We start from the raw sequence: 12,989 nt of genomic DNA, 5'->3' as shown, positions 1-12,989 counted from the left end.
GTTGCGATCAAGAGGTTTGCGTCAGAGTCGATCTCTGATCTGACGCAAACCTCTTGATCGACCGCGTCCGGCCTCGCCTCGTAACACCTCGGCCGAAGTCGGCGACCGCCCGACCCGGGGAAACAGGCGGGCGGTCGCCGTCGTGCGGAGGGTCAGCTGCAGCCGCTGGTGGAGCCGCAGCCCTCACAGACGTAGCAGCTACCGGCCGGCCGCATCTTCGTACCGCAGGTGAAGCACAGCGGCGCGTCCGCGGCCTTGCCCAGGACGGCCTCCAGCAGCTCGGTGCTGGAACCGACCGAGGCGGCCGGCTTGGTGGCGGCGGCGTTGGCCACCTCCAGCGCCGGCTGGACAACCGCGGCGGCCTTCGGCTCATCCGGCCTGGTCTCGACCGGGGCGGAGGCGGCCATCGCGGCGAGGTCCGCGCCGTTGGCCTCCGCCTCCGCCTCGGCCTGGAGCTGGGCGGCCCGCTCCTTGGCGGTGAAGATGCCCAGCTCCGCACGGCGCTCGTACGGCAGGAAGTCCAGGGCCAGGCGACGGAAGATGTAGTCCATCACCGAGGCGGCCATCCGCACGTCCGGGTCGTCGGTCATGCCGGCCGGCTCGAAGCGCATGTTGGTGAACTTGCTGACGTACGTCTCCAGCGGGACGCCGTACTGGAGACCGATGGAGATGGCCACCGAGAAGGCGTCCATCACGCCCGCCAGGGTCGAGCCCTGCTTGGACATCTTGAGGAAGACCTCGCCGAGGCCGTCGTCGGGGTACGACGAGGCGGTGAGGTAGCCCTCGGCGCCGCCGACGGAGAAGGAGATCGTCTGCGACGGCCGCTTCTTCGGCAGCCGCTTGCGCACCGGCCGGTACTCGACGACCTTCTCGGCGACCTTCTCCACCTCGGCGGCCGGGGTCTCGGCGGCCTTGGTCTTCTTGGCCGCCGACAGCGGCTGGCCGACCTTGCAGTTGTCCCGGTAGATGGCGAGCGCCTTGAGGCCGAGCTTCCAGCCCTCGAAGTAGATCTTCTCGACGTCCTCGACGGTCGCCTGCTCCGGCATGTTGACCGTCTTGGAGATGGCGCCGGAGATGAACGGCTGGACGGCCGCCATCATCCGCACGTGGCCCATCGGCGCGATGGACCGCTCGCCCATGGCGCAGTCGAAGACCGCGTAGTGCTCCGGCTTGAGGCCGGGGGCGTCCACGACGTGACCGTGGTCGGCGATGTGCTCGACGATCGCCTCGACCTGCTCCTCGGGGTAGCCGAGGCTGCGCAGGGCGCGCGGGACGGTCTGGTTGACGATCTGCATCGAGCCGCCGCCGACCAGCTTCTTGAACTTGACCAGCGCCAGGTCCGGCTCGACGCCGGTGGTGTCGCAGTCCATCATCAGGCCGATGGTGCCCGTCGGGGCGAGCACGCTGGCCTGGGAGTTCCGCCAGCCGTTCCTGTCACCGAGCTTGTTGCCCTGCGTCCACTGCTTCGTGGCCTCCCGCTGGATGGCGGTGGCCACGGTGCCGGCCGGCTTGATCGCGTCGTTGGCGGCGGCGTGCTTGCGCATGACCCGCTTGTGCGGCTCGGCGTTGCGGGCGTAGCCGTCGTACGGGCCGACGATGCCGGCCAGCTCGGCGGAGCGACGGTACGCCGTGCCCGTCATCAGCGAGGTGATCGCCGCGGCCAGCGAGCGGCCCTGGTCCGAGTCGTACGGCAGGCCGGAGGCCATCAGCAGCGCGCCGAGGTTGGCGTACCCGATGCCGAGCTGCCGGTAGGCGCGGGTGGTCTCGCCGATCTTCTCGGTCGGGAAGTCGGCGAAGCAGATCGAGATGTCCATCGCGGTGATGACGAACTCGACGCTCCTGACGAACTTCTCCACCTCGAAGCCCCCGTCGGCGCGGAGGAACTTCATCAGGTTGAGCGAGGCCAGGTTGCACGAGGAGTTGTCCAGGTGCAGGTACTCCGAGCACGGGTTCGACGCGGTGATCCGCCCGGTCTCCGGGCAGGTGTGCCAGTCGTTGATGGTGTCGTCGTACTGCAGGCCGGGGTCGGCGCACTCCCAGGCGGCCTGGGAGATGGCGCGGAACAGGTTCCTGGCGTCGATCGTCTCGATGGTCTGCCCGTCGAGCCGGCCGCGCAGGTCGAACCCGCCGCCGTTCTCCACCGCCGTCATGAACTCGTCGGAGACGCGCACCGAGTTGTTGGCGTTCTGGTACTGCACGCTGACGATGTCGGCGCCGCCCAGGTCCATGTCGAAGCCGGCGTCCCGCAGCGCGCGGATCTTGTCCTCCTCGCGCGCCTTGGTGACCACGAACTCCTCGATGTCCGGGTGGTCCACGTCGAGAATGACCATCTTGGCCGCCCGCCGGGTGGCCCCGCCGGACTTTATGGTCCCCGCGCTCGCGTCGGCGCCGCGCATGAAGCTGACCGGGCCGGAGGCGGTGCCGCCGGAGGAGAGCAGCTCCCGGGAGGAGCGGATCCGGGACAGGTTCACCCCGGAGCCGGAGCCGCCCTTGAAGATCAGCCCCTCCTCCTTGTACCAGTCGAGGATCGAGTCCATCGAATCGTCGACGGCGAGGATGAAGCACGCGCTGACCTGCTGCGGCGAGGGCGTGCCCACGTTGAACCAGACCGGGGAGTTGAAGCTGAACACCTGGTGCAGCAGCATCCAGGTCAGCTCGTGTGCGAACACCTCGGCGTCGGCCGGGGTGGCGAAGTAGCCGTGCTCCTCACCGGCCTTGCGGTAGGCGCCGACCACCCGGTCGATCAGCTGCTTGAGCGACCATTCCCGCTCCGGGGTGCCCACCGCGCCCCGGAAGTACTTCGTGGTCACGATGTTGGCCGCGTTGACGCTCCAGCTCTCGGGGTACTCCACCCCGCGCTGCTCGAAGTTGATCGAGCCGTCCCGCCAGTTCGTCATCACGACGTCGCGACGCTCCCACGTCACCTCGTCGTACGGGTGGACCCCCTCGGTCGTCCACACCCGCTCGACCTTGAGCCCCGCGCCGGCCTTCGCCCGCGACCGGCTTGCTGTCACGCCGTCCCCCGCCATCTCATCCGCCCCCTCGTCTGCACGGTCACCCACCGCGCGTCCAACTGTCAGAAACCAGAGAAAATCAATTGGTACGGCCGGCGGCCCCCGCCGCCCCGGCCCCCGCGTGATCCTCCGCCCCGGCGCCCTCCCGGGCGCGGGCGGCGGCCCGCAGCGTCTCGATCTCGCGCTCGAAGTCCGCGAGGGAGTCGAACGAGCGGTAGACGCTGGCGAAGCGCAGGTACGCCACCTCGTCCAGGTCCCGCAGCGGGCCGAGGATCGCCAGCCCGACATCGTGGCTGGGGATCTCGGCCGCCCCCTTGGCCCGGACGGTCTCCTCGACCTTCTGGGCCAGCAGGGCGATCGAGTCCTCGTCCACCGGCCGCCCCTGGCACGCCTTGCGCACCCCGCCGATGATCTTGATGCGACTGAACGGCTCGGTCACCCCGCTGCGCTTGACCACCGCGAGCACCGCCTCCTCGACGGTGGTGAACCGCTTGCCGCACTCCGGGCAGGCGCGTCGCCGGCGGATCAACTGGCCGTCGTCGGCCTCCCGCGAGTCGACCACCCGCGAGTCGGCGTGCCGGCAGTAGGGGCACCGCATCGCCAGACCTCCCTCATCGACGGCGGGCGATCCGACCGCCCCCGGGCACGCCGAACCACGGCGCCGACCCCACGCGGGGATCGCCACCGGGTGCGGCAGCGGGAAGTGCGGTCGGTAGTTGAACCCAACCTGTAGGCGACTTACGCCCATGTGACTACTACATCTAGGGGTTGACCGTAGGCGTCCGGCGAACCGAGGTCAAGTTGAGCGGCGTGTCCGGCGAGTCGTCAGGATCACGTCCGCTCCTCTCCCACCGGACCGTCGCCGAAACCCCCAACGCGGCACGACTCGCCCCGGACACGCCCGCCGACCCGCCAATCGGAGCCGGACAGGACGCACCGGAACTCGAACTGGTGTACGAGAACCGCGTACCATTTACCAGAACAGGCGTTCGGATTCCCGCTTTTCGGGTCCGACACGCCGCCGAACGTCGTACAGATGTTTGAAAATGACCGATCCCGCCTATACGGTCAAGAACAACCGCGCCGGCGGGCCACCGCCGGAACGGTCGCCACACCCTTTCGTACGCACCACGAGCCGCCGGGGCACCCGAGCGCCGACCAGGGAGGACGGACGTGACCGAGGACCGGACCAGCCGGCCGAAGAACCCGCAGCAGAGCGCCGAGGCGGGTCCGCCGGCCGCTCGACGTCCCCGCGCCGCCCGCAGCCGCACGGGCCAGCCCGCCGTGCGCCCGGTCACCCCGGTGGTCAGCACCTACCCCGACCCCGCCACGGTCGACCTGACCGCCCGCCAGCGGCGCATCCTGGAGTTCATCCGCACCTGGGTCGAGCGTCACGGTTACCCGCCGAGCGTCCGCGAGATCGGCGAGGCCGTCGGCCTGGTCTCCCCGTCCAGCGTCGCCTACCAGCTCAAGGAACTGGAGAAGAAGGGCTTCCTGCGCCGCGACCCCAACCGTCCGCGCGCGGTGGACGTCCGGGCTCCCGGCGACGTCGACGACGAGGCGAGCCGCTCCCAGCGCCCCACCCCGGCGTACGTGCCGATGCTGGGCCGGATCGCCGCCGGTGGGCCGATCCTGGCCGAGCAGGCGGTGGAGGACATCTTCCCCCTGCCCCGCGAGCTGGTCGGCGAGGGCGAGGTCTTCATGCTCCAGGTCAAGGGCGACTCGATGCTCGACGCCGCGATCTGCGACGGCGACTGGGTGGTGGTCCGGCAGCAGCCGACCGCCGACTCGGGCGAGATCGTCGCCGCGATGCTCGACGGCGAGGCGACCGTGAAGACCTACCGGCGCCGGGACGGTCACGTCTGGCTGATGCCGCAGAACCCGGCCTTCGACCCGATTCCCGGCGACGACGCCACGATCATGGGCAGGGTCGTCGCCGTCCTGCGCCGGATCTGACCGCCCGGGTACGGCCTGCCGACCCGCCCGGCTCGCCTGACCCGGCAGGGCCGTGCCGGGCCGTGCCGGGCCCCGACCCGCCCGACCCGGCCGTGTCCGAAGGCCACATTTTCGCGGAGACTGTGGCCTTCCGGCGCGTTTTAGCCACTATCTCCCTGAGATTGCGTTGGGACACCCGCGCGGCCGGGCTGTCAGAACCGGTCGCCGCGGTGCCCGCGGCCCGGTGGTGGGCCGTAGCCGCCCCGGCCGTCTTCCCATCCGCCGTCGCCCGGCCGCCCGGGCGCGGCTCCCGGGGGCCGCCCCGCGCGGCGGCTCGGACCGGCCACCGCCGTACACCCCGCCGCCCCGCCGGGCCGCCCTCCCCGGGCCGGCTGCCCGCCCCGACCGGGCTGCGCGCCGCGACCGGGGTGGCCATCGGCCGGAGGGCGGGCGGCCGGCTGGCCGCCGTACACGCCGCCGCCCGCGGGCCGGCCACCGCCGTAGACTCCGCCTCCACCCTGGGCACGGCCGCCGCCCTGGGGAGGACGCCCGCCACCCGAGGGCCGGCCGCCCCCTGGGGGCCGCCGCCGCCGGGGGCCGGCCACCGCCGGGGGCCCCCCGCCGCCGTACATGCCGCCCGAGGCCGCGCCGGCGGCGGCACCGCCGTAGACGCCGGCGCGTTGGCCGTCACGGCCGGGCGGGGAACCGTCGGCGGGGCGGCCGCGGGCCGGCTGGTCCGGATGCGCCCCCCGCCCCCGGCCGTCCCGCTCGGCGCCGTTCTCCGGCTCGTCGACCGGGCGCTTGCGGGCCCGCACGATGCCGACGATGCCCGCGCCGACCATGAGCGCACCGATCACCCCGAGGGCCGCGACCAGGTAGGTGATCTCGTCCAGGCTCAGCCCCTCGATCCAGGACTTCTCCGCCGTCTGCTTCGGCGGGGCGCCGTCGCCACTGGTCAGGGCCTCCGCCCCGGTGGTCAGGGGGGTGTAGGCGAGAATCTCGATCGGATCGTCCTCGGCCAGCTCACCGCCGTCCGAGACGGTGACGAACGTCTTGCCGTCGGGCGTGTACGAGATCGCCTCGCCGAACGGGTCCGCCAGCGGGGTGACCCGGGGCTTGCCCTTCGTCAGCGCGCCGACGATGTCCCCGCCCGAGACGTCGTACTCGAAGGCGTCCGCGTACGTCCGCAGCACCACCCTGCCGCCATCCGGCGAGCGGGCCGCGCCGGTGATGGCGACCCGGCCGATCGTGTTGAGCAGGTTCGGGGTGTTCGTCTTCGGCAGCGAGACCTCGCCGACCTTGGTCATCGGGACCGGGTCGGTGTCGCCGCTCTTCAGCTTTCCCGAGGGGGTGAAGATCTCGGCCTTGCCGGCGACGACCTTGGTGATGATGAACGGCTTGTTGTCGTCCCCGATCAGCAGCGCCTCGGCGTCGTGCGGCTTGCCCTCCGGGTACGAGAGGCGGTGCAGCACCGGCCGCTCCGAGCCGTCAACCGGCATGGTCCACACGGCCACCCGCTCGCGCCGCTGGGCGCTGGTGATGTTGTCCCCGATGTCGGCGATCCAGAGCGTCTCGCCGTCCGGGGACAGCGCCAGGTCCTCGGTGTCGAACGGACCGTTGCCCGAGTATCTGACCGGATCCTTCGCCAGCTTGCACTTGGTGTCGAGGAAGAATACGCGCTTGCGCGCCTCGTCCTGGGATGAGTCGTTGATGACGATGTAGCCGCTCTTCGTGGCCACCAGGCCGGAGAGCTCCCGCAGCCGCTCGTCGGTCACCGTGCAGCGCTTCTTGCCGGGCGCCGCCTCCGGCGCGGCCCCCGGGGCGGGGGCGGCGGCCAGGGCGGCTCCGGAAAGCGCCACGGTTGCCCCGAGCAGGCCGAGGGCAACCGTGACCGAGGAAACAGCACGGCGCATGGGGTCAGTGTCGCATGCCTGGATGAATGCGAGGCTCCGCCGGGATGCCGATCCCCGGCCGCGTCACCCGGCGTGCGCGACGAGGCGTTCGTCGGCCACGTACGGGGCCAGGTCGGCGGCGAGTGCCTCCCCCACCCGTACGTGCAGCAGCGTCCCCTCCGGCAGGTGGGCGGTGCTGAGCACCTCGCCCTGCCGGTGCACCCGGGCGACCAGGTCACCCCGGTCGTACGGCAGCACCGCGCGGACCTCCACCGCCGGGCTGGGCAGCCGCTGCTCGATGGCCGCCCGCACCTCGTCGATCCCCTGGCCGGAGTGGGCCGAGGCGAACACGGCGTCCGGCCAGAGCCGCTTGAGCCGCAGCAGCGTCTCCTCGTCGGCGGCGTCGGTCTTGTTGATCACCAACAACTCGGGCAGCCGGTCCGCGCCGACCTCGGCCAGCACCTCGCGCACCGCGCGGACCTGCTCCTCAGGGTCGGGGTGGGTGCCGTCGACGACATGCACCACCAGGTCGGAGTCGGCGACCTCCTCCAGCGTCGAGCGGAACGCCTCGACGATCTGGTGCGGCAGGTGCCGGACGAACCCGACGGTGTCGGAGAGCGTGTAGACCCGACCGTCGGCGGCGGTGGCCCGACGGGTGGTCGGATCGAGGGTGGCGAACAGGGCGTTCTCCACCAGCACCCCGGCCCCGGTCAGCCGGTTGAGCAGGCTGGACTTGCCGGCGTTGGTGTACCCGGCGATGGCCACCGCCGGGACGGCGTTGCGGGAACGGCGGGCGCGCTTCGTCTGCCGTACCGTCGTCATGGCCTTGATCTCGCGGCGCAGCCGCGCGATCCGGTGCCGGATCCGGCGCCGGTCGGTCTCCAGCTTGGTCTCACCGGGACCGCGCAGGCCCACGCCGCCGCCGGCGCCGCCGCCACGGCCGGAACCACCCGTCTGCCGGGACAGCGTCTCACCCCAACCGCGCAGCCGGGGCAGCAGGTATTCGAGCTGCGCCAGCTCGACCTGCGCCTTGCCCTCCTTGCTCTTGGCGTGCTGGGCGAAGATGTCGAGGATCAGGGCGGTGCGGTCGACCACCTTGACCCTGGTGCGCTGCTCCAGGTTGCGCAGCTGGGACGGCGACAACTCGCCGTCGCAGATCACGGTGTCGGCCCCGGTGGCGAGCACCACCGCGCCCAGGTCGTCGACCTTGCCCCGGCCGATGTACGTGGCCGGGTCGGGGCGGTTGCGGCGCTGGATCAGCCCCTCGAGCACCTGCGAGCCGGCCGTCTCGGCCAGCGCCGCCAGCTCCGTGAGGGAGTTGTCGGCGTCGGCCTGGGTGCCCTCGGTCCAGACGCCGACGAGGACGACCCGCTCCAGCCGGAGCTGGCGGTACTCGACCTCGGTGATGTCCGTCAGCTCGGTGGAGAGGCCGGGGACCCGCCGCAACGCCTGCCGCTCCGACAGCTCGTACTCGCCGGTGGTGGCGTCGAGCTCGTCGTCCTCGAGGTGAACGTAGGTCTCCTGGTCTCGCAAGCTGCGTCTCCTGTCCGTTACGTCCCGCACCGGGGTCTTTCCGGCGCGTATCAGCAATCCTGACATGTGCCAACGCCGGACGCACCTGCTATATGCCCGTCATCTAGGCCACCAGAAGTGGGGGCGAATGCGACTCGACCTCGGAGAGCGGGTACAAATGCGGGCGACATGACGACCGGCCGCCCAGCGTCGACGGAGGGATCTCCAGTGGCCATCACCCGACTTCCAAGTGCGGGATTCTCGATCACCATCCGGATCGCCGTACCCGCCGACGCGTCCTCGATCGGCCGACTGACCACGTCCGTGGGCGAGGCCGGGGCGATCGTCACCGCGCTGGACGTCGTCGACTCCGACCCGACGCACGTGCTGGTCGACCTCACCTGCGACACGGCCGACGCCAACCACGCCGACCAGGTGGTCGAGGCGCTGACCGCGCTCGACGGCGTGGACGTCCGCAAGGTCTCGGACCGGACGTTCCTGCTGCACCTCGGCGGCAAGATCGAGGTCAGCTCGAAGGTGGCGCTGCGCACCCGTGACGAGCTGTCCCGCGCGTACACCCCGGGGGTCGCCCGGGTGTGCCAGGCGATCGCCGAGAACCCGGCCGACGCCCGCCGGCTCACCATCAAGCGCAACACGGTCGCGGTGGTCAGCGACGGCTCGGCCGTGCTGGGCCTGGGCAACCTCGGGCCGGCCGCGTCGCTGCCGGTGATGGAGGGCAAGGCGGCCCTGTTCAAGCGCTTCGGCGGGGTGGACGCCTGGCCGGTGGTGCTCGACACCCAGGACACCGACGAGATCGTGGCGATCGTCAAGGCGATCGCGCCCGCGTACGGCGGGATCAACCTGGAGGACATCGCCGCGCCGCGCTGCTTCGAGATCGAGGCCCGGCTGCGCGAGGCGCTGGACATCCCGGTGTTCCACGACGACCAGCACGGGACGGCGATCTGCGTGCTGGCCGCGCTGACCAACGCGCTGCGCGTCGTGGGTAAGCGGCTCGCGGACGTCCGGGTGGTCGTCTCCGGGGCCGGCGCGGCGGGCACCGCGATCATGAAGCTGCTGCTGCGCCAGGGCGTGGGCGACATCATCGCGTACGACCGGCGGGGCGCCCTGCAACGCGGGATGACCGACCTGAACCCGGCCTGGCAGTGGCTGGCGGAGAACACCAACAAGGAGAACTACTCCGGGGACCTGCCCGGGGCGGTCCGGAACGCGGACGTGTTCATCGGCGTGAGCGCGCCGAACCTGCTCACCGGCGAGGACATCGCCACGATGGCCAAGGACTCGATCGTCTTCGCGCTGGCCAACCCGGACCCGGAGGTCGACCCGCGGGAGGCCCGCAAGCACGCCGCGGTGGTCGCCACGGGCCGCTCGGACCAGCCGAACCAGATCAACAACGTGCTCGCCTTCCCGGGCGTCTTCCGCGGCATGCTGGACGCGCACGCCGAGGAGTTCACCGAGGAGATGGCGATCGCCGCCGCGCGGGCCATCGCGGACGTGGTCGGCGAGGACAAGATCAACCCGACGGTCATCGTCCCGAGCGTCTTCGACTCCCGGGTCGCCCCGGCGGTCGCCGCGGCCGTCCGCGCCGCCGCCCAGAACCCGGGCGCCACCCCGCCTCCGGCCGCGGACCCGGGCCCGGCGGACCTCCCGGAGATCGCCGCCGAGGCGTCGGCCACCCCCTGACGCCGCCTGCGCTCCGGCCGGCCGCGCGCCGCGGCCCGCCCCGCCCCGTTGATCAAGAGGCTTGCGTCATCCGGGGCCCGCATTTCGACGCAAACCTCTTGATCAACGGGGCGGGGGCGGGCGAGTGAGCGCGGGCCGGGCGGGGCGGGGCCGGGGGGGCGGTTACGCCGGGGGGAGGGCGGCCGGGTCCACCTGGCCGGTGGCCAGCAGGATCGCCGGGCCCGACAGCCAGCAGGTGTCGGGCGTCACGGTGACCGTGAGCCGGCCGCCGGGAACGTCGACCGCCACCGTGCCCGTGTCGAGGCCGGCGTCGCGCAGCGCCACCGCGCCCACCGCGCACGCGCCCGTGCCGCAGGACAGGGTCTCGGCGGAGCCCCGCTCGTACACCCGCATGAGCTCGTGCCCGTCCGCGCCGTCCACCGGGGCACCGGGGGCCGTGAACTCGACGTTCACCCCGTTCGGGAAGGCCGCCGGATCGACGTCGGGGGCCCGGGTGAGGTCCAGCGACGGCAACTCCAGCCCCGCCGGCAGCGCGCAGACCAGATGCGGGTTGCCGACGTCCACCGCGGTGCCGGGCAGGGTCAGCCCGCCCAGGGTGGCGGTCGCCGTGCCGTACAGCCGGGGGCGGCGCATCTCGACGGCGATGGCCTCCCCCTCGACCCGCGCCCGCACGACGCCGGCCCGGGTGGCCACGGTCAGCAGCCCGCCGACGGGCGCCGCCAGGCCGGTCGCCACCAGGTAGCGGACGAAGACCCGGGCGCCGTTGCCGCACATCTCGGCGAACGAGCCGTCGGAGTTCCAGTAGTCCATGAACCACTCGGCGTCGCCGGCCTGCCCGGCGCCCTCGGGGTGCTTCGCGGCCCGCACCACCCGCAGCACGCCGTCCCCACCCAGGCCGCGCCGCCGGTCGCAGAGCGCGGCCACCAGGCCGGGGGTCAGGTCGAGCGTGCCGTCCGGGTCGGGCAGGAGGACGAAGTCGTTGCCGGTGCCGTGGCCCTTGGTGAACTCCACGCCCCCATCATTCCGCACCCACGGTGACCAGGTGCAGGGCGGCCTCGACAAATCCCGGCTCGGCCGAGTCCAGCCAGTGGATCCGCGGGTCGCGGCGGAACCAGGAGCGCTGCCGGCGCACGAAGCGCCGGGTCGCCCGTACGGTCTCGTCGTGCGCCTCGGCCTCGGTAAGCTCGCCGGCCAGGAAGCGCAGCACCTGCTGGTAGCCGAGCGCCCGGCTGGCCGTCCGGCCCTCGGGCAGGCCCCGGCCGACGAGGTCCCGGGTCTCGGCGACCAGGCCGTCGGCCCACATCCGGTCCACCCGCAGCGCGACCCGCTCGTCCAGCAGCGCGGCGTCCAGGTCCACCCCGAGCTGCACCGACGGGTAGTACGGGGTCGGCTCGGGCAGCGACGCGGTGAACGGGGCACCGGTCAGCTCGATCACCTCCAGCGCCCGCACGATCCGCCGGCCGTTGCCGGGCAGGATGCCGGCCGCCGCCGCCGGGTCCGCCTCCCGCAGCCGCGCGTACAGCGGGGCCGGGCCCACCTCCGCCAGCTCCCGTTCGAGCCGTTGACGCAGCTCCGGGTCGGTGCCGGGGAACTCGAACCGCTCCAGCACCGCCCGCACGTACAGCCCGGAGCCGCCGACCAGCAGCGGCACCTTCCCCCGGGCGAGGATGTCGTCGACCGCCGCCCGGGCCAGCCGCTGGTACTCGGCGACGCTGGCCGGTTCGCTGACCTCCCAGATGTCCAGCAGGTGGTGCGGCACCCCCTGCCGCTCGGCCGGGGTGAGCTTCGCGGTGCCGATGTCCATCCCCCGGTAGAGCTGCATCGAGTCGGCGTTGACCACCTCCCCGCCGAGGGCGTGGGCGAGCGCCACGCTCAGCGCGGACTTGCCGGCGGCGGTCGGCCCGACCACCGCCACGACCGTGCCCGTCACAGAGCCCCACCTTCGTTCGCGACCGCGGGGCTCGCAAGCTCACTCCTCGCGCTCACAGAGCCCGCCCTTCGTTCGCGACCGCGGGGCTCGCAAGCTCACTCCTCGCGCTCACAACCGGTCCCAGTTGGCGACGAAGTAGGACACGCCGTAGGGAGCCGCGTGGTAGCCGAGGTCGCCGCGCCAGTCGCCGCCCGCCGCCCGGACCGCGCCGGCCAGCACCTGCCAGGGCGCCCGCCCGGCGACCCTCAGCTCCGCCGACAGGGCCGGGTCCAGGCCGAGCAGGGCCTCGGCGTCCGCGTCGGCCAGGGCCCGGGCCACCCCGTCGTCGTACGCGGGCGCGCGCGGATCGTCGTAGCCGGGCGCCTGCCGGCCCCGGCAGGCCGACCCGTCCCCCATCGCCAGCAGCGCCCACGGCTGGTTCGCCGGCCCCATCCTGGCTCCGCCGGCGGCACACCGCGCAGCCGACTCGTCGGGCGCGACCGAGACCATCCGCCAGCCGAGCGGCGCCCCCGGGCGCACCCGCCGCAGAAGCCAGGCTCCCACGAGCAGGCTGAGCGGTAGTTCATCCGTGCCGACGACGTCGTCGGGGTGCCGCCCGAGCCGAACCTCCAGGGGCAGTCCCCACGGCGCGAAGGTGCCCCGGTACGGCAAATCAAGGTCGGCCGTCCGCTCACCCGTGCCGACCACCACGATGCGGCGGGCGCCGGAGGCGTGGAGGCGGGCGATCGCGGCGTCGCAGGCGGCGCGGAGTTCGTCCAGCTCAGCGGCGGCGGCGCCGGCCAACTCGGGCACGATCAGGGGTGGGTGGGGGCAGACGGCGGCGGCAACCAGAGGCACGGGTCCACCGTAGTCGTATCCGCCGGTGCGTCCCCGCTCCGATCCGACCGTCCGGGCCCTAGGACACCGTATGGTCACGGTCGACGACAGGCGCTCGACGCGGACCGGGTCGGACCTGTGACAATGCCGGGAGTAACTTGCTGCGCCGTGGCGGCGATCGAGGGGGCT

At 72.7% G+C, this 12,989-nt stretch carries 9 protein-coding genes; 2 read left to right on the top strand and 7 right to left on the bottom strand.

Annotated elements, in window-relative coordinates; genetic code table 11:
• Positions 1–152: 152 nt before the first annotated feature.
• Both JD77_RS19845 and nrdR read right to left on the bottom strand, forming a co-directional pair.
• A complete protein-coding gene (locus JD77_RS19845) occupies positions 153–3,029 on the bottom strand; it encodes a vitamin B12-dependent ribonucleotide reductase (protein ID WP_145777675.1) in 2,877 nt (958 codons plus the stop codon).
• Between the two features lie 64 nt (positions 3,030–3,093).
• Entirely contained in the window at positions 3,094–3,612 is a 519-nt protein-coding gene (nrdR, locus tag JD77_RS19840; protein WP_145775670.1) for a transcriptional regulator NrdR, read from the bottom strand.
• Positions 3,613–4,187: 575 nt separating this feature from the next.
• Between nrdR and lexA the strand changes: the two genes are divergently transcribed.
• Positions 4,188–4,970: a transcriptional repressor LexA gene (gene lexA, locus JD77_RS19835; protein WP_145775669.1), complete on the top strand. Its 783-nt coding sequence runs from the start codon at positions 4,188–4,190 to the stop codon at positions 4,968–4,970.
• 191 nt (positions 4,971–5,161) lie between these two features.
• Here the strand turns inward: lexA and JD77_RS19830 are convergent, their stop codons facing one another.
• On the bottom strand, positions 5,162–6,862 hold the full coding sequence (locus JD77_RS19830) for a WD40 repeat domain-containing protein (protein WP_145775668.1): 1,701 nt from the start codon (positions 6,860–6,862) through the stop codon (positions 5,162–5,164).
• Positions 6,863–6,925: 63 nt separating this feature from the next.
• A complete protein-coding gene (gene hflX, locus JD77_RS19825; protein WP_145775667.1) occupies positions 6,926–8,374 on the bottom strand; it encodes a GTPase HflX in 1,449 nt (482 codons plus the stop codon).
• 168 nt (positions 8,375–8,542) lie between these two features.
• Here hflX and JD77_RS19820 point away from each other — a divergent pair, with 168 nt between their 5' ends.
• Complete coding sequence (locus JD77_RS19820; RefSeq protein ID WP_211372611.1) at positions 8,543–10,054, top strand: NAD-dependent malic enzyme; 1,512 nt, start codon at positions 8,543–8,545, stop codon at positions 10,052–10,054.
• A gap of 162 nt (positions 10,055–10,216) precedes the next feature.
• Here JD77_RS19820 and dapF read toward each other — a convergent pair whose 3' ends face one another.
• From dapF to JD77_RS19805, 3 genes are all read right to left on the bottom strand, one after another.
• Positions 10,217–11,065, bottom strand: a complete 849-nt coding sequence (gene dapF, locus JD77_RS19815; RefSeq protein ID WP_145775665.1) for a diaminopimelate epimerase — start codon at positions 11,063–11,065, stop codon at positions 10,217–10,219.
• A 7-nt stretch (positions 11,066–11,072) separates the two neighbouring features.
• Positions 11,073–11,984, bottom strand: coding sequence for a tRNA (adenosine(37)-N6)-dimethylallyltransferase MiaA (miaA, locus tag JD77_RS19810; RefSeq protein WP_246140769.1), 912 nt, complete (start codon positions 11,982–11,984; stop codon positions 11,073–11,075).
• A 108-nt stretch (positions 11,985–12,092) separates the two neighbouring features.
• A complete protein-coding gene (locus JD77_RS19805) occupies positions 12,093–12,821 on the bottom strand; it encodes a class III extradiol ring-cleavage dioxygenase family protein (RefSeq protein WP_145775664.1) in 729 nt (242 codons plus the stop codon).
• Between the last annotated feature and the right edge of the window lie 168 nt (positions 12,822–12,989).

Origin of the sequence: Micromonospora olivasterospora (assembly GCF_007830265.1) — a bacterium.
Taxonomy (GTDB): Bacteria; Actinomycetota; Actinomycetes; order Mycobacteriales; family Micromonosporaceae; genus Micromonospora; species Micromonospora olivasterospora.
Note: the sequence above shows the minus strand (reverse complement) of the source record. Positions and strands in the feature narration are given on the sequence as shown.